Here is a 16,323-nt window from a genome sequence, read left to right as displayed (position 1 = left end):
GTGAACGGCCGCCCCGTGTGGATCGCCATGCCGAATGAGGCGTGGGTGCAGCAGAAGGCCAAGAACGGTCACATCATTACGGACTATCTGGCGGCGCAGGCTGCGGGATATTACCTGAAGTCCATCATCGAGACCGGCTACGACAATGGCCGCGAGATGTACACCATGTCCATCGACGAGGTGTTGCAGCACGTTGACCAGGTGGTCCGCGAAGCCGGACATACCTCCAAGCTGCCGCAGCTCCCGCTCGTGAATAGCGACTCGCACCCGGCCGAACTCGACTTTGCCCTTCCGGGCGAGCCTCATAAGATCCCGCTCTCCGAGTAGATTTTCATTCGTCCTTAAGCTTCCTGCGGCACGCTGGAGCCATGCTGCTTCGCCGCTCGCTCCTGTGTGCCGCCCTCATGGGCGCTTCATCCCTTCTCTGCCAAGCGCAGGAGGGTCTGCGTGATACAACGCTGCTCATCATCCGGCATGCGGAGAAGCCTGTCGTGGGCGACCGCCTGACTCCTGCCGGCGAGGCTCGCGCGCAACGGTATGCGGCCTACTTCGCCCCCTTTGTCGATCCCAATGGCCAGAATCTCTCTATCGACACGATCTTCGCCGCCACCGACAGCAAAAACAGTTTGCGCCCGCGTTTGACCGTGGAGCCGCTCAGCACCGCCATTGGCAAGCCCATCGACACGCACTTCGTCGAGAAGAAGAACGATGATTTCGTCACCGAGCTCCAGAAGGAATCGCACGGCAAAGTCATTCTCGTCTCCTGGAGGCACGGCGGTATCCCCGGACTGCTCACTAAACTCGGGGCGGATTCCACACGGCTGCTCGGCGGCGAGCACTGGCCGGACGATGTCTTCAACTGGGTCATCGAGCTCCACTACGGTCACGACGGGAAGCTTGCTTCGCAACAACTGATTCACGAGCCCTTTTGAGAGCGTTATGGTCTAAACTTAGAAATTACGTGCCCGTTCCGGGCACGGCACCTCTACCGAGACCTAAGGAACATCACGTTGGACAGCCAGACCCGCCACTCCCTGAAGCAGCCAGACGCCTACGTCGCCGCAACCGAGCACGGCCTGAAGTGGGCCCAGCAGAATCGCAGCGCTGTGATTCGCTATATCGTTGGTATTCTTGCCGTTCTGCTCGTCGTTATTGGCGGCCTGGTGATCTACAACGTGCGTTCCAACTCCGCCAATGCCGCCTTCGGCGAGGCCATGGGGGTCTACCAGTCGGACATCGCCGAACCCGGTGTTCCGCCGCAGCAGGGAGTCAAGACCTTCCCATCGGCACAGGAGCGCGCTAAGGCTGCCCATGAGAAGTTCCAGCAGGTGGCTGACAGCTACGGCATGACCTCCAGCGGCAAGCTCGCCCTCTACTTCGCCGGCCTGACTGCCATCGAAGCGAACCAGACCTCCACGGCGCAGGCCACCCTGGAAAAGGTTGCCGGCTCCTGGAACAGCGACCTCGCCTCACTGGCGAAGCTTTCCCTGGCCAGCCTGTATCGCCAGAATGGACAGGACCAGAAGGCAATCGACATCTACAACCAGCTCATCGCCAAGCCGAATCACTCGGTTCCGGCCGCAACCGCCCAACTGCAGCTCGCCTCCCTCTACGAATCCAAGGGCCAGCAGGCCGAGGCTCGCAAGATCTACGCACAGCTCAAGGACAAGGAAGCCAAGACTGCTGCCGGCTCGATCGCCGATCAGCGTCTGAATCCGGGCGCGCGTCAGTAGAGCATTTTCCCTGTAGGTGTACTGTAGGGCTTCCGCATCTATGGGCGTTTTCCGCAATGAAAACGCCGCTGCACACCCTTCCGGGATACCCAGCAACAGGGAAAACGCTCTAAATCCCATTTCAGTACCGGGCCGGAAATCCAGAATTCTTAGGAAGGTTTAATTGGATTTCCGGCGCCGGCACGGCGCAATATACCCCCAAGTACTTCGGAAACGCTGTCGTTCTTGTGGCATTTCACCTGCCCTGCATTCCACCGAAGCAGGAGATACCTATGCGCCGTATCCTGGTTGTTGATGATGAGCATCTCGTAGCCGACACTCTGCGAATTATTTTTCGGGAAAATGGCTTCGATGCACGCGCTGTTTATACAGCGGAAGATGGCTTGTCCACAGCACGTGACTTTCACCCTAACCTCCTTCTCTGCGATGTGAATATGCCCGGAGAGGACGGTGTCGCCCTGGCCACACGCCTGACGGAAGAGCAGCCGGACTGCCGTGTCCTGCTCTTTACGGGCTACTACTCCCTGATGAAGAGTCTGATGGACCGCTCGAGAGAGCAGCCGCAGCCGTGGTCCGTCCTGACCAAACCACTTCATCCAACCGATCTGCTTCGCGAAGCCAACGAAATGTTGGCCTAGCCCTGAACCAATGACCTCCGTTGGCCGCATGCTGATCGCCGCCGGCTGCCTGTTAATTCTCGCTGGTCTTATTTTCCTGATTGCCGGGAAGTTTTCGCTCCCCCTGGGCCGTCTTCCCGGCGATCTGAGCTTTCGCGGACGTAACTGGCAGGTTTTCATCCCTTTAGGGACCAGCATCGTTATCAGCATTGTCCTCTCGCTGGTTCTCTATCTCCTCAGCCACCTCCGGAGATAACCTAGAGGCTATGCCCACGCTGGCACAGCTCCGCTCCGGCCGTACCTCGGATACCGCACCCCAGCTTGGCTTCGCGTTCGAAGAACCCGAAGCTGCGTCTCAGCCGGCTGAACCTGCGGCCCGGCCGGCGCCACGGCGCACCACCTTTTCCGTCGCTGAACTTGTCTCGCTCATCCGGGGCGAGCTCGAAARGGGATATGGCAATATCTCCGTCTTCGGAGAGGTCTCCAACTGCCGCCCCGCCACCTCCGGCCACGTCTACTTCACGTTGAAAGATGGTGAGGCACAGCTTCCCGTCGTGCTCTTCCGCCGCCAGGCACAGACACACCGGTTCCGCATCGAAGACGGTCTGGAGGTCCTGGTCCGCGGCCGTGTCTCTGTATACGAATCGCGCGGGCAACTTCAGCTCATCGCCGAATCGGTTGAGCCCCGCGGAGCCGGAGCGCTGCAGCTTGCCTTCGAACAGCTCAAGGCCCGCCTGCAGGCCGAAGGGCTCTTCGATGCCGACCGTAAGCGTCCTCTGCCAGCTTTTCCGACACGCATCGGCATCGTCACCTCGCCTACCGGCGCAGTCATCCGTGACATCGCCAATGTCATCCGGCGTCGGCACGCTTGCCTCGATCTGCTGGTTTACCCCGCCGCCGTACAGGGAGCCAGTTCCCCCCTGGAAGTCGCCAACGGTATCCGCTACTTCAACCAGGCAACCGGAACTCCCCACGGCGTGGACCTCATCCTTCTTGCCCGTGGAGGCGGCTCTGCCGAAGACCTTGCCGGCTTCAACGATGAGGCGCTCGCCCGTGTGATTGCGGGCAGTGAGCTTCCCATCGTCTCTGCGGTCGGACACGAGACTGACTTCACCATCGCCGACTTTGTATCGGATCTACGTGCGCCTACTCCATCGGCCGCCGCAGAACTCATCACAGCCGCCCAGCATCGCATTGAAGACCATGTAGCCACACTCAGCCAACGGCTGGTTCGTGCGGCTCGCTATACCACCATGCAGGCTGGTCAGCGTTTCGCTCGCATCAATGCACAGGCAATCCTCTACCGCGTGGAAGATGCCATCAGCCGCCGTTATCAGCGCCTGGACGAACTTGCATGGCGCGCTAATTCTGCCGTCAACACTGGACTTCAGCGCAATGAGCGCCGTCTGCTTGCGCTGCATCAGCGTCTGGCTGCACGCGACCTGACCCGGCAGCTCTCTCAGGCACGTCATCACGTTTCTATCGCTGAATCCCGCTTGCTGACCGCTCATCGCGATCGCCTTTCAAGCGAACGGAACCGTGTGCAGGCCGCATCGACCGCGCTTCAGTCGCTGTCGCCCCTTGCCGTACTGCAGCGTGGATATGCCCTTGTGTATGACGCCGAGGGCAAACTGCTGCGCGACGCCGCCGAGGCCACTCCCGGAAGCTCCGTTACCGCTCGACTGCACAAGGGCTCGCTGGAGGCTACCGTCACTGGCAAGCGTTCCTGACGGCAAGCTGTTACCCTCAGATTCAATATGCGAAAGCTCTTTGGAACCGATGGCATCCGTGCTGTCGCCGGCGAATCTCCGCTCGACCCGAAGACCATCTACGCCGTCGGCCTGGCACTGGCACACTCCCTGCGGGACTCGAAAGATGTCTTGCTTGGCATGGACACTCGCGAGAGCTCTGAGTGGATTGCCGCCACGCTCGTCGCCGGTCTTACGGCGGGGGGAGCCGTTGCGCATCTGGCCGGAATCATCACCACGCCGGCCGTGGCGCATCTGACGCGCAAACGCGGCTTCGGTGCAGGCGTTGTCATTTCGGCCTCGCACAATCCGTGGCAGGACAACGGCATCAAGCTCTTCGGTCCTGATGGCTACAAACTTCCCGATGCCACAGAACTTGCCATGGAAGAGGAGATCTTCCGGCACCTTGGCAGCCTTGTTCATGACTCGATCGCTGCCAATGCATTGCCTGAAGCCGACGAAGCTTATCGTGCCGAGTACATCCAATTTCTTCTCGGACAGGTTCCCGGTCTCTCTCTCGATGGCAAGACCATCGTTCTCGACTGCGCCAACGGCGCAGCATCTTCCGTCGCGGCACAGCTCTTCGCCGAGCTTGGCGGAGAGATCCGTATTACCCACGCCTCTCCCGACGGCCGCAACATCAATGAGGGATGCGGCGCGTTACACCCGGAGATCGTCGCCGACGAAGTGACAGCTTCGGGCGCATCCATGGGCATCACCTTCGACGGAGATGCCGACCGCGCTCTCTTTGCCGACGAGTACGGCCAGGTCGTAAATGGCGATGCTGTCATGCTGCTGTCAGCACGGGATCTGAAGGCGCGCGGACAGCTTGCCAACGATCTCGTCGTTGCCACAACCATGTCCAACATGGGTTTGGAAGCAGCACTCAAGCGCTCCGGCATCCGTATGCTGCGCGCGCCGGTGGGCGACAAATATGTTCTGGAGCAGATGCTGGCTACTGGCGCATCGCTCGGAGGCGAGCAGTCCGGCCATATCCTCTTCCCGGCTCTCTCTACCACCGGCGATGGCCTGCAGACCGCGCTCGCTGTGCTGAATGTGCTGCACCGCAATGGCAAATCGCTGGCAGAGCTAACCGGAGATCTGAAGGTCTTCCCACAGGTGATCGTCAACGTCAAGGTGCGTGAGAAGAAGCCGCTCGATCAGTTCCCCACCATCGTCAGCGCCATCGCCGCAGCCGAAAATGAGCTGAAAGACAGTGGCCGTGTCGTCATCCGTTACAGCGGCACCGAAGCTCTTGCCCGCGTGATGATCGAGGCGGAAGACGAAGCTCGCATGAAGCACCACGCCGAGGCGATCGCCAGCTCTATCCGTAACGAACTCGGAATCTAACAAGAACACGGATGAAATGGACGGCCAAACAACGGATACTGCTCTTTCTTATCCCGCGCCTCGCCGCCTTCCTCATCCGCCTTCTTGGCTGCACGCTTCGCTTTGAGGAGATATGCGCTGCCGGTGTTATCCCGGGCGACCGCATGCCTGCTCCCAGCGTCTTCGCCTTCTGGCACCGTTCCCTGTTGATGGCCGCCTACCGCTTCCGCAATCTTAGGATCGCCATCCTTATCTCTCAGTCCTTCGATGGCGAGTTGATCGCACGCACCGTGGAACGTCTCGGCTTCAAGGCGATACGAGGCTCCAGCTCACGCGGTGGGGCAGTTGGTCTGCTTGCCATGGAGACCGCCTACCGCGATGGCCACATCTGCGCATTCACTGCCGATGGGCCTCGCGGTCCAAACATGATCGCCAAACCTGGTGTGACTGCGCTCGCGAATCGGGTTGGAGCCARCGTCGGCGCATTTCATCTGCAGCCGCAACGCGCCTGGGTGCTGCGTTCCTGGGACCGCTTCCTCATCCCCAAACCCTTCAGCCGTGTCGCTGTCACCTGGCCGCCGCACACCTCAGCTGCTCCCACTCCGGAAGCGACGCAGGCAACGCTGGATGAGGCGGTGCGCATGGCAAAACCGCACACAGGAGACATCTAGATGCTGGTCTCCGATTTCGACTTCCATCTCCCCGAGGAGCTTATCGCGCAGCAGCCGCTGCCCGAACGCGATGCGTCGCGCATGCTCGTGCTCGATCGCCATACCGGTGCGTTTCGTGATGACAGCTTCCGTTCGTTGCCCTCACTCTTGCAGCCCGGGGACCTTCTGGTACTGAACAACAGCCGCGTTATTCCAGCGCGTCTGTATGCCACCCGCTCCGGCTTTATCGGACAGATTGAGGTGCTGCTCACCCAGCAGACTGCACCGCTGGAGTGGACAGCTCTAGTTCGTCCTGGCAAGAAGGTTCGCGTAGGAACAACACTTGTCTTCGCCGACCAGCTTCAAGCCGAAGTGATTGCCGCCGGTGAGTTCGGCGAGCGTACGCTGCGCTTTGCACCGGTCGATGACTTCTTCGCTCGTCTCGACCGCATTGGCCATATTCCACTCCCGCCCTACATGCACCGTCCTGATGACGCCGTGGATCGCGAACGCTATCAGACGGTCTACAACCAGCAGCCAGGCTCGGCGGCAGCACCAACCGCCGGTCTGCACTTCACGCCCCGCGTGCTGGATGAGATCAAAGCCCGCGGAGTCCAGATCGCTACGATCACGCTGCATGTCGGCCTCGGAACCTTTCAGCCGGTGCGCGTGGAACGGCTGGACGAGATCAGACTTCACACCGAGCACTACACGCTGCCGGAAGAGACTGCACAAGCGATCCAATCTGCACAGCGGGAGGGCAGACGAATCGTCGCCGCCGGCACCACAACGGTTCGTACCCTGGAACACTGCGCCCGCACCTCACTCGAACCTCATTCCGGAGAGACCAACATCTTTCTCTCTCCCGGAGCGGAGTTCAAACTCGTACAGGCCCTGGTGACCAACTTCCATCTGCCACAATCGACGTTGCTGATGCTGGTGAGCGCCTTCGCAGGCCGTGAGAATGTCCTCCGGGCCTACAATCACGCTGTAGCGGAACGCTATCGCTTCTTCAGTTATGGCGACTGCATGTTCATCGCCTGAAAATCCATCCGTTACACGTTTCTATGGCGAGGAATTGTCTCCCTGCAAACGAATCCAAAGCACTATTCAACAATTCAACTCGCAACCATCTAAACGCGTATCCTTCAAAGGATGGCTGACGAGCAGAAACCCGCAATCTACCTGCTGGACGCAATGGCGTTCATCTTCCGCGCCTACCACGCCATGCAGCGGCAGCGCCCCATGTCCACGCGTACCGGTATTCCCACGGCGGCGACCTATGTCTTCGTGAACATGATCAACAAGCTGCGCCGCGACTTCCAGCCGAAGTACCTCGCCGCCATCTACGATCCGCCCGGCCCCGTCTTTCGCGACGAGCGCGCCCGCGAGATGAAGGCCGTCCGCAAGTGGAATATCAAAACGCAGCAGTTTGAAGAGGTCGACTACGCGGGTTACAAGGCCACGCGAACTGAGACTCCGCCCGACCTGCTGCAGCAGATGCCTTACATCCGCCGCTCCCTGGATGCCTTTCGCATCCCTGTCCTGCTCCACGAAGGCTTCGAAGCCGACGATGTGATCGGCACACTCTCCTGCAAGTTTGCAGCGCAGGGATACAAGGTCTATGTCGTCTCCTCGGATAAAGACATGATGCAGCTCGTCAACGACGATGTGCTTATCCTCAACCCGACGAAGGACAACCTCATCCTCGATTCGAAGAAAGTCGAAGAGACGCTCGGCGTGCCACCACAACAGGTGATCGACGTGATGGCCCTGCGGGGTGACTCGGTCGACAATATCCCCGGCGCCCCCGGCATCGGCGACAAGGGATCGGTGGAACTGATCCAGCAGTTCGGCACGGTGGAAGCCGCCCTTGATCGTGCTGAAGAGGTCAAACGTAAGACCTATCGCGAGAGTCTGCAGAACAATCGCGACAACATCATGCTCAGCAAGGAGCTGGTCACCATCCACAAGGACGTGCCTGTAGAGTACGACCTGGCCGCGATGGAGACACAGGCGATTGATCCCATTGCCTGCCGCGAGCTCTTTACCGAACTTGAGTTCACCACGCTGCTCAAGGAGCTCGCTCCGCCGGAAGATGCCAAACCGGCGACCTACATCCTCGACCCCACGCCGGAACAGCTCACAGCCTTGCTTACCTCCGCGAAAAAAGGCTTTGCTTTGGCAGTTTTCGAGAACGCTGCGGCTATTGCTTCGGAAGTCAGCGTTCCCGAAGAGGACGAGGCTGAACCTCCACCTCCTGAGACCGGCAGTCTCTTCGCTGTACCACCTCCGGTAGCCCCTGCGGCACCCATCCCGCCCTCCTCGCAATCGTTACGCCTCGGCCTTGCGGTGGAAGGTCACGATGTGACCTTTGTCGATATGGCGCGTCAGGAGGCAGAACCGCTCAAATTTTTGCTCGAAGACGAAAACGTGCCGAAGTCTGTACACGATCTCAAGTCGGCTCTGCGCGCAATCGAATCCTGCGGCTTTGCATTACGTGGCGTGGTGGATGATGTGATGCTCTACAGCTATCTCATCAATCCGACGCACGGCTCACATACGCTGGCCGACATTGCGGCTCGCTTCTCCAGCCGCGCTCTCGGTAAAGATCCAAACACGTTACTGGTCGAATCTGCCGACGCCGTCCTTCGCCTCGCGAAGCCGATGCGGGACGACGTCACCCAGGCTGAAACGATGAAGGTCTATGACGAGATCGATAAGCCGCTCGTCCCACTTCTCCTCAAGATGGAGCGCGCGGGTGTACGCATTGATCGCGAAGTTCTGAGCGATATGTCTTCTCGTCTCGCGGTCGAGATCGATTCGCTGAGTGAGCGCATCTACGAGACCAGCGGCCATCGCTTCAATATCAACTCACCCAAGCAGCTCGGGGATGTGCTCTTCAATAAAATGGCGCTGCCTAAGCCGTTGAAGTACGGCAAGGGCAAGGTCATCTCTACGGCGCAGGATGTTCTGGAAGAGCTCGCAGAGCACCACAAGGTCCCCCGCCTGGTCCTTGAGTTCCGCCAGCTTGCGAAGCTGAAATCCACCTATCTTGACCAGCTGCCGCAGCTCGCCGACAACGAAGGCCGTATTCATACGACCTTCAATCAGGTAGGCACAGCGACCGGCCGGCTCTCCTCGGTCAATCCCAATCTGCAGAACATTCCCGTTCGTACTGCGCTGGGACGGGAGATCCGCGCTGCGTTCATTGCGGCTCCCGGCAACGTACTGCTCTCAGCCGACTACTCGCAGATTGAGCTCCGGCTGATGGCGCACTTCTCTGATGACCCCTTGCTGGTTGATGCCTACCGCACAGGCAAAGACATTCATACGCTCACCGCCAGTGAGGTCTTTGGAGTAGACCCCGAGACGATGGACAAGGAGACGCGTAACCGCGCCAAGGCCGTCAACTTCGGCATCGTCTACGGCATCTCACCCTTCGGCTTGGCGGCACAGTTAGGGATTGAGCAGAAGGAAGCCAAGCTCTACACCGGAGTAGGCAATAACTGGCGAGATATCAAATGATTGAATGATGGAATGATTGAATAAGCAAAAAAGCCTCCTGAAGCGGAGGCCTTTTGCTTTTGTTCTTCAATCATTCAATTCCTAGCTGTACTTCAGCCACTTCAGAATCTCGGGCAGTGTCGGCCGTTTGCCGTACATCAGGATACCTACACGGTAGATGCGGGCGGTAAGCCACAGCACGCCGTAGATGGTTGCCAGCAGAATCACCACTGAAGCGGCAATGTCATACCACGGCGGATTCGAGATCGCGATGCGCAGATACATGATCAGCGGCGTGCACGTAGGAATCAGCGAGATGATGCGGGAGAAGGGTGAGTTGGGGTTGGAGATCACCGGCACCAGCACAAACATGCACACCGCCATCGGCAGCGCGATCACCATGTTGAACTGTTGCAGTTCCTGCTCCGAGTTCACCATTGCTCCGATTGCAGCGGCCATCCCCGAGTACAGTAGGAAGCCCATGACGAAGTAACCGATAAACGCAATAATCTGGCCTGCCGAGAAGCTGATGTGGATTGCGCCAGCGCCTACTGCCGAGGCCATCGGGACCGCCGACAATCCGAGCGCTGCCAACACCCAGATCCCGATCTGCGTCAGACCGACCGAACCTACACCAAGCAGCTTGCCGGCCATCATCTCCTGCGGCTGTACCGTTGCCAGCATGACTTCAAAGACACGCGAGGTCTTCTCCTCAATGATCGAGCGAGCCACATTCATGCCATGAAGCATTACCGCCATGTACATCAGGAAGAACAGGACGTAGGCTCCAAAGAATGCGGTCATGGTATCCGACTTCGAGATCTCGCCGTTCCTGATGGTTTCGGTTTCCAGATCCACCGGCGCCATCATCAGCTTGATCTCTCCGGCATCCACGCCTTTGCGCTGCATACCCTCGCGCACGATGGCGCGGCGCAAAGCCGATTCAATCGTCTGCATTGTCGAAATGTCGGCGGTGCTTATCGAGGTATAGGTCGCCTTCGGCTTGCCCTGATTCACATCGATCCACACGAAGCCATCGATCTGCTTTTCCGCGGTCTCGTCCACGACGGCCTGGCGGGTATTGCCCGTCGGCGGCGAGATAACATCGACCTGCATCGCAGAATCCTTGCCGTGCTCCAGCTCGTCCTGCAGCGCCAACGCGAGGTCGGTATCGGCCGCAACCACGGCGATATGCGACGCAGCTTTCGAGTGCCTGGACTTAACTACGGAGAACAGGATTCCTCCGCCCATCAACAACGGAATCAGCATCGTCGTAACCAGAAAAGACTTCGTGCGGACGCGTTCCAGATACTCGCGCTTGGCGATCAGAAATGTATTGCTAGGCATCGACATTGCCTCCTGCGCTGACTTCCTGAATAAAGATCTCTTCCAGGGTGGGCTCCATGACTTCAAAACGGGTAATGCGTGTTCCGGCGTTCACCGCCTGCGCGAGAAGCTGCTGCGCTCCGCTCTCATCCTTCAGCCTGATCTCAGCGGAACCGTTATAGAGCTTCGCCTCTTCAATCGCCGGGTCACGCAGGAAGCCCGTATCTCCCTCGAAGGTCATCTGCACCCGGTTGCGCGGATAGCGCGACTTCACCTCACGCATGGTTCCGCTCAGCACCGGCCTGCCACGTGAGATCAGACAAATGGCATCGCACATCTTTTCGACCTGGTCCATGCGGTGCGTCGAGAACAGGATCGCCCGGCCTTCCCTGCGGAGGTCCAACATCGTCTCGATCAGCAGAGTCGCATTCACAGGATCCAAACCGCTAAACGGCTCATCCATGATGATCAGCTCCGGCTCATGCAGCAGCGTTGCGATGAACTGGATCTTCTGCTGCATGCCCTTGGAGAGCTCTTCCGTCTTTTTGGGAATCGCCTCGGTAATCTGCAGCCGCTCGCACCACTCGTGGCTTCGCTTCAGCGCCGTCGCCTCATCCAATCCGCGCAGCTGTCCAAGAAAGACGAGCTGGTCGATGACCTTCATCTTCTTGTAGAGTCCGCGTTCCTCGGGCAGATACGCGACTCGCTTCAGAACGTCGCGCTTGAACGGCTCGCCGAAAAGCCGGACAACGCCAGAGTCCGGCATCGTAATCCCTACCATCATGCGGATGGTGCTGGTCTTCCCCGAGCCGTTTGGCCCTAACAGGCCAAACATGGTTCCGGGTTCGATGGAGAAGGAGAGGTCCTCGACTGCGACCTTTTTGTCATAAACCTTACGAACGTGTTCGAGTTGAACAATAGACATGATGTTCCTAAGGGAAGTTTACTAGTTGGCTGATTTCGAGGCCGCAAACTGTATCGTTTGCGCTTTCCTCAGGACCAGCGGCGGGCACGCAGGATAAACGGCAGCCGGCAACCTACAATGCGATAAGACCTGATGTCCCCGGTGATGAAGACCCAGCCCGCCAGCCCACGAACCAGCCAGCCCCCGCGTGAAGCCCAGACATTCGCCACGGACGTGAAGTTCGTCAAGGGTGTGGGCGAGCGCATCGCCACAGCTCTGAGAGAGCGCGGGGTGCAGACGGTCGAGGACCTGCTCTACCATCTTCCTTTCCGCTATGAAGACCGCTTGCATCCGCGGCATCTCCGTGAGCTCAAGCCGGGGGAGATGGCCTCTGTCATCGGTGAGGTCCGCGGCGCCGCACTCCTTCGCACCAAGAAGATGCCCATCTTCGAGGTTACGGTCGGCCAGGGCCTCGACACAGTCAAATGCCTGTGGTTCCGCGGGACCTATCTGCAAGGGAAGTTCAAGGCCGGCCAGATGGTCGCGCTCTATGGGAAGGTCGAGGCCTCCAGCAGCCGCGCGGGCGCCTTCAAGATGATCCAGCCGCAGTTCGAATTCCTGCCGGACGCCTCTGCCACCGGCGAAGACGCCGAGTTCGCCGGTCTTGAGGTCGGGCGCATCGTCCCCGTCTATGAGTCGCTCGGCGGCACCACGGCCTGGGGCGCCAAACTTGGCAGCAAGTGGCTGCGCCGGGTGCTGTGGGATCTGCTCGCCGAGGTCAAAGATGCGCCGGAAACTCTGCCACTTGCCCTGCGCGAACGGCTCAAGCTTCCGGGACGTATGGAAGCTCTGCGCGAGGTCCACTTCCCCAGCGAAGGCACCCGTCTGGAAGACCTCACCTATGCCCGCACACCGGCACTCCGCCGCCTTGTCTTTGAAGAGCTCTTCTATCTGGAACTCGGCCTTGAACTCAAACGCCGGCGGATGCGTGAGCGTGAAGGCATCGCCTTCCAGACCGGCACCGACGTTCGCGAGGCGTTGAAACAGATTCTCCCCTTCCACCCCACGACCGCGCAGAAGCGAGTTCTAGGCGAGATCGTCGCCGATATGCAACATCCGCAGCCCATGCGCCGTTTGCTGCAGGGTGACGTCGGCAGCGGCAAAACCATCGTTGCCCTGGAAGCCGCCATTGTTGCCATGGAAAACGGCTACCAGGCCGCTCTAATGGCTCCAACCGAAATTCTGGCGACGCAGCACTATCTCTCCGCCCGCAAAGTCCTCCAGAAGGCCACCAAAGAAGACGGCAATCGCCGCTACCGCATCACCCTGCTCACCGGCTCGCTTGAGCCTGCGGAGAAAAAAGCGGCGCGCGGCAAGATCTATCGCGGCGAAACCGACCTGGTGATCGGTACCCATGCGCTGCTTGAAGAAAAGGTCGACTTCGACCGGCTCGGCCTCATCGTCGTCGACGAACAGCATCGTTTCGGCGTTCAGCAGCGTTTCCGCCTGATGAAGAAGCCCGGCGCGGCCGAGCCCGATGTCCTGGTCATGACCGCGACCCCGATCCCACGTACGCTCGCTCTTACCATGTATGGCGATCTCGACGTCTCCATCCTTGATGAGCTGCCTCCGGGCCGCACGCCCATCGTCACCCGTCGCGTAGAAGAACAGCGTTCGGCGGAGGTATGGGACTTCGTCCGGAAACAGGTCCAGGCTGGCCGCCAGGCGTATGTCGTGTACCCATTGATTGAAGGAACGAACGACGACCAGCCGGAACTGGATTTCGCGCACGATCAGCCCCCGGAAGAAGAGGCTGCTCCGAAGAAAGGCTCACGGAAAAAGCCCGGCGATCTCTTCAAGGCCAAGCTTAAGTCCGCGACGCAGATGTACGAAGAACTCAGTGCCGGGCCGTTGCGCGGTTTGCGTCTTGGACTGCTGCATGGCCGCCTCGATGCCGCTGAGAAAGAGATCGTCATGGCCCGCTTCCAGCGCGGCGAGATCGACGTTTTGCTCTCCACCACGGTGATCGAAGTCGGCGTCGATGTTCCCAATGCCACCGTCATGGTCATCGAACATGCGGAGCGCTTCGGACTCGCCCAGATGCATCAACTGCGCGGCCGCGTCGGCCGCGGCTCCGCGAAGAGCTATTGCATTCTGCTGACCGGATCGACGGTCTCGACCGAGGCCAACCAGCGGCTGGACGCCATGGTGCGCTCGCAGAACGGTTTTGAGCTCGCCGAGATCGACCTGGAGCAGCGCGGCCCCGGCGAGTTCTTCGGTACCCGCCAGTCCGGCCTGCCCGCATTCCGCGTCGCCAGCCTGTTGCGCGACCGCGAAACCCTGGAGCTGGCCAAGCGCGAAGCAGCAAGCTTCGCCGTCAATGCGGAAGCTACGGAAGAAGAGAAAGAGACCGTCCGCACCCAGTTGAAACAGCACTGGCAACGCCACTATGGGTTGGTGGAAGCGTAAAAGCAGTTGCTGGTTGCTAGTTCCTGGTTGCTAGTTGGCCTGGTGCTACATAGGTTGCCATGTGCTTGATGGCCTTTCCTAGCAACTAGGAACCAGCAACTAGCAACTCGGCCGTCAGGCCGTCGCCGGATACATCTCGGTCCGCTGCTGTTGCGGCGCGAGCGGTGTCATCTGCACGACGTGTTTCTTCGGTCCACGCTTGCGGGCGACCAAAATGCGCACGCGATCCAGCAGCTCCGATGCCGAGTTCGCTCCCTTGGGCAGAAATGCATCGGCGGCTTCGTTGCGATCGGCGCTGGTGATTGTTCCTGACACCATCAGCGAGGGCAGCGCGGGATGAATCTCCTTGGCGCGACGGATGAGTGAGTTTCCATCCATCTGCGGCATGGTCAGGTCGGTCAGCAGCAGATCTACCGAACCCGGCAAGGCCTGGGTCAGCATCTCCAATGCGTGATGGGGCGATTGGGTATCGAGTACACGGTAACCACGGGTCTCCAGAAGGAACTTCCGCACGGAAAGGGACTGTTCATTGTCGTCGACGCAAAGGATGGTTTTTTTGGGGCGCATTTTTTAACTGTTTCCTTCGTCTTGCTCTGCGAACGAGCTGCTCTGGCGCTGGGGCAGCGCGGGTTGGTGCGGTAGATTCCGCGGCGGGTATGCACTTGGACTCAGGGAAAGGCAAGACTCTCCCGCTGCTTCCGCACAGGGCGAAAACAGTGACGTACCGTAGGCATACCCGGCCGCGGAGAGAGGGGGATGCAGGCGAAAGCAGGTTGCCCTTCACCGTCGTCCGTAAGGTGGAAACGCTTGTGCCGCCGTCGCAGCCGCGTACCGCGGCTGCATGTGCTGGTGTGCGTTCGGGCCCCCAGGGATCGGCGCTGCGGCCTGCGCAGTGCCCCTCTCAGCTTCAGTTGTTTGTCAGATCAGAAACCCTGTGCGTCGGGGTGTTCCGAACCACGAACGCTTGGCAAGAGTACGAAGCTCTAAGGTGCGGCGCAATGGCGAAAGTAGAGCGAACATTCGCGGCCTTTCCACTTGCGGTTCCACCGCAAGTGGTGGAACCACCGCAGCTATTGGAGATTTCTACGATGTTGCATGTTGAAATGTGGCTTAAATTGACAGGAAAAACTGTCCTTTTGCAGCAGGAATGGTGCGGCCTGCAACATGAATTTCACACACCTTTCCGTCACGGACCTCTCCACGAAGAAGTAACCGGCTCGGCCGCCGCATCTCCACCCCCTGCTCCATGACGATGCCGGCGCCGGAAGCGACCACTCCGTGACGCACCAGGTAACTGATGGCGCATCCTGCTGCAGATCCGGTAGCCGGATCTTCCCCGTTGTAAAACTGCATGCGGGCATGCCAGTCTGCGTCCCCGTTTTCCACAGGAGCGATGCAGTAGAAGAACTTCGCGTCCGACGACGCCAGGTACTGCTGTGCCACCAGCTGGTTCACAGCGAGCCTTCCTGCCACCTCAACCGACCGTAGAGGGACGATGCAGAAGGCCATTCCGGTGCTCGCCGTCTGCGGCTCCAGCTCCGGGTGCAGATCGTCTACGGTAAGCCCCAGGGTGGCCGCGATGGCCTCCCGTGCGTGCATCTGACCGAACTCAGGGTCACGCTGCCTCATCTCCCCAAAGACACCCGCCTCGCCCTCCACAGGCGCCGTAAAGCGCACCGGAATCGGTCCGACCGGGAGATCCAACGTGATGGTCTCCTGTCCACGCAGGACGGGATGGTTCCGATAGATCCAGCTCGCTGTGCCCAGCGTCGGATGTCCGGCAAAACGCAGCTCTTCCTGGGTCGTAAAGATCCGGACCAGCACACCCCGCTCGTGCTCGATCGCTTCGTCCCGGGGCACGATGAATGTCGTTTCGGAGAGGTTGGTCTCCCGCGCCAGCCGCTGCATCTGCTCGGTCGTCAGACCACGGGCGTCGGTAAAGATCGCCAGTTGATTCCCCTCCAGCGCCGTCTCCGCAAAGACGTCGACCTGCTCCCACTCCAGTGCCTGCATACCGCTACCCCTCTCGCTCATACGCTC

Annotated in this window: 15 protein-coding genes; 11 read left to right on the top strand and 4 right to left on the bottom strand. The window is 59.8% G+C overall.

Going from position 1 to position 16,323, the window contains the following annotated elements; all coding sequences use genetic code 11:
- The 10 genes from AB4043_RS04185 to polA all read left to right on the top strand — a co-directional run.
- Positions 1 to 327, top strand: a 327-nt coding sequence (locus AB4043_RS04185; protein WP_442306550.1) for a hypothetical protein, incomplete at its 5' end; no start/stop codon positions are given.
- Positions 328 to 368: 41 nt separating this feature from the next.
- On the top strand, positions 369 to 932 hold the full coding sequence (locus tag AB4043_RS04180; RefSeq protein WP_442300870.1) for a hypothetical protein: 564 nt from the start codon (positions 369 to 371) through the stop codon (positions 930 to 932).
- 78 nt (positions 933 to 1,010) lie between these two features.
- The gene (locus AB4043_RS04175) at positions 1,011 to 1,733 is read left to right on the top strand and encodes a tetratricopeptide repeat protein (RefSeq protein WP_442300869.1); all 723 of its coding nucleotides are present in this window, start codon (positions 1,011 to 1,013) and stop codon (positions 1,731 to 1,733) included.
- A 272-nt stretch (positions 1,734 to 2,005) separates the two neighbouring features.
- Positions 2,006 to 2,371: a response regulator gene (locus AB4043_RS04170; protein ID WP_442300868.1), complete on the top strand. Its 366-nt coding sequence runs from the start codon at positions 2,006 to 2,008 to the stop codon at positions 2,369 to 2,371.
- A 28-nt stretch (positions 2,372 to 2,399) separates the two neighbouring features.
- Complete coding sequence (locus AB4043_RS04165; RefSeq protein ID WP_442300867.1) at positions 2,400 to 2,606, top strand: DUF2905 domain-containing protein; 207 nt, start codon at positions 2,400 to 2,402, stop codon at positions 2,604 to 2,606.
- A 10-nt stretch (positions 2,607 to 2,616) separates the two neighbouring features.
- Positions 2,617 to 4,080, top strand: a complete 1,464-nt coding sequence (gene xseA, locus AB4043_RS04160) for an exodeoxyribonuclease VII large subunit (protein WP_442306549.1) — start codon at positions 2,617 to 2,619, stop codon at positions 4,078 to 4,080.
- Between the two features lie 27 nt (positions 4,081 to 4,107).
- A complete protein-coding gene (gene glmM / locus AB4043_RS04155) occupies positions 4,108 to 5,448 on the top strand; it encodes a phosphoglucosamine mutase (protein ID WP_442300865.1) in 1,341 nt (446 codons plus the stop codon).
- Between the two features lie 11 nt (positions 5,449 to 5,459).
- Positions 5,460 to 6,098, top strand: coding sequence for a lysophospholipid acyltransferase family protein (locus AB4043_RS04150; RefSeq protein WP_442306548.1), 639 nt, complete (start codon positions 5,460 to 5,462; stop codon positions 6,096 to 6,098).
- Positions 6,099 to 7,121 (top strand): tRNA preQ1(34) S-adenosylmethionine ribosyltransferase-isomerase QueA, encoded by a 1,023-nt coding sequence (gene queA / locus AB4043_RS04145; protein ID WP_442300863.1) that lies wholly within the window; start codon positions 6,099 to 6,101, stop codon positions 7,119 to 7,121.
- 111 nt (positions 7,122 to 7,232) lie between these two features.
- Complete coding sequence (polA, locus tag AB4043_RS04140; RefSeq protein ID WP_442306547.1) at positions 7,233 to 9,605, top strand: DNA polymerase I; 2,373 nt, start codon at positions 7,233 to 7,235, stop codon at positions 9,603 to 9,605.
- A gap of 81 nt (positions 9,606 to 9,686) precedes the next feature.
- Here the strand turns inward: polA and AB4043_RS04135 are convergent, their stop codons facing one another.
- On the bottom strand, positions 9,687 to 10,931 hold the full coding sequence (locus AB4043_RS04135; protein WP_442300861.1) for an ABC transporter permease: 1,245 nt from the start codon (positions 10,929 to 10,931) through the stop codon (positions 9,687 to 9,689).
- Positions 10,924 to 11,835, bottom strand: a complete 912-nt coding sequence (locus AB4043_RS04130) for an ABC transporter ATP-binding protein (protein ID WP_442300860.1) — start codon at positions 11,833 to 11,835, stop codon at positions 10,924 to 10,926. Before AB4043_RS04130 ends, AB4043_RS04135 begins: the two co-directional genes overlap by 8 nt.
- A 132-nt stretch (positions 11,836 to 11,967) precedes the next feature.
- Here AB4043_RS04130 and recG point away from each other — a divergent pair, with 132 nt between their 5' ends.
- Positions 11,968 to 14,283, top strand: a complete 2,316-nt coding sequence (gene recG / locus AB4043_RS04125) for an ATP-dependent DNA helicase RecG (RefSeq protein ID WP_442306546.1) — start codon at positions 11,968 to 11,970, stop codon at positions 14,281 to 14,283.
- A 114-nt stretch (positions 14,284 to 14,397) separates the two neighbouring features.
- Here the strand turns inward: recG and AB4043_RS04120 are convergent, their stop codons facing one another.
- Together AB4043_RS04120 and AB4043_RS04115 are read right to left on the bottom strand one after the other, a co-directional pair.
- Positions 14,398 to 14,850 (bottom strand): response regulator, encoded by a 453-nt coding sequence (locus AB4043_RS04120; protein WP_442300858.1) that lies wholly within the window; start codon positions 14,848 to 14,850, stop codon positions 14,398 to 14,400.
- Between the two features lie 543 nt (positions 14,851 to 15,393).
- Positions 15,394 to 16,317, bottom strand: a complete 924-nt coding sequence (locus AB4043_RS04115; protein WP_442300857.1) for a PhzF family phenazine biosynthesis protein — start codon at positions 16,315 to 16,317, stop codon at positions 15,394 to 15,396.
- Positions 16,318 to 16,323: the final 6 nt, after the last annotated feature.

This window comes from Terriglobus sp. YAF25 (assembly GCF_052113305.1).
Lineage (GTDB): Bacteria > Acidobacteriota > Terriglobia > Terriglobales > Acidobacteriaceae > Terriglobus.
This window is presented reverse-complemented; position numbering and strand designations above follow the sequence as displayed.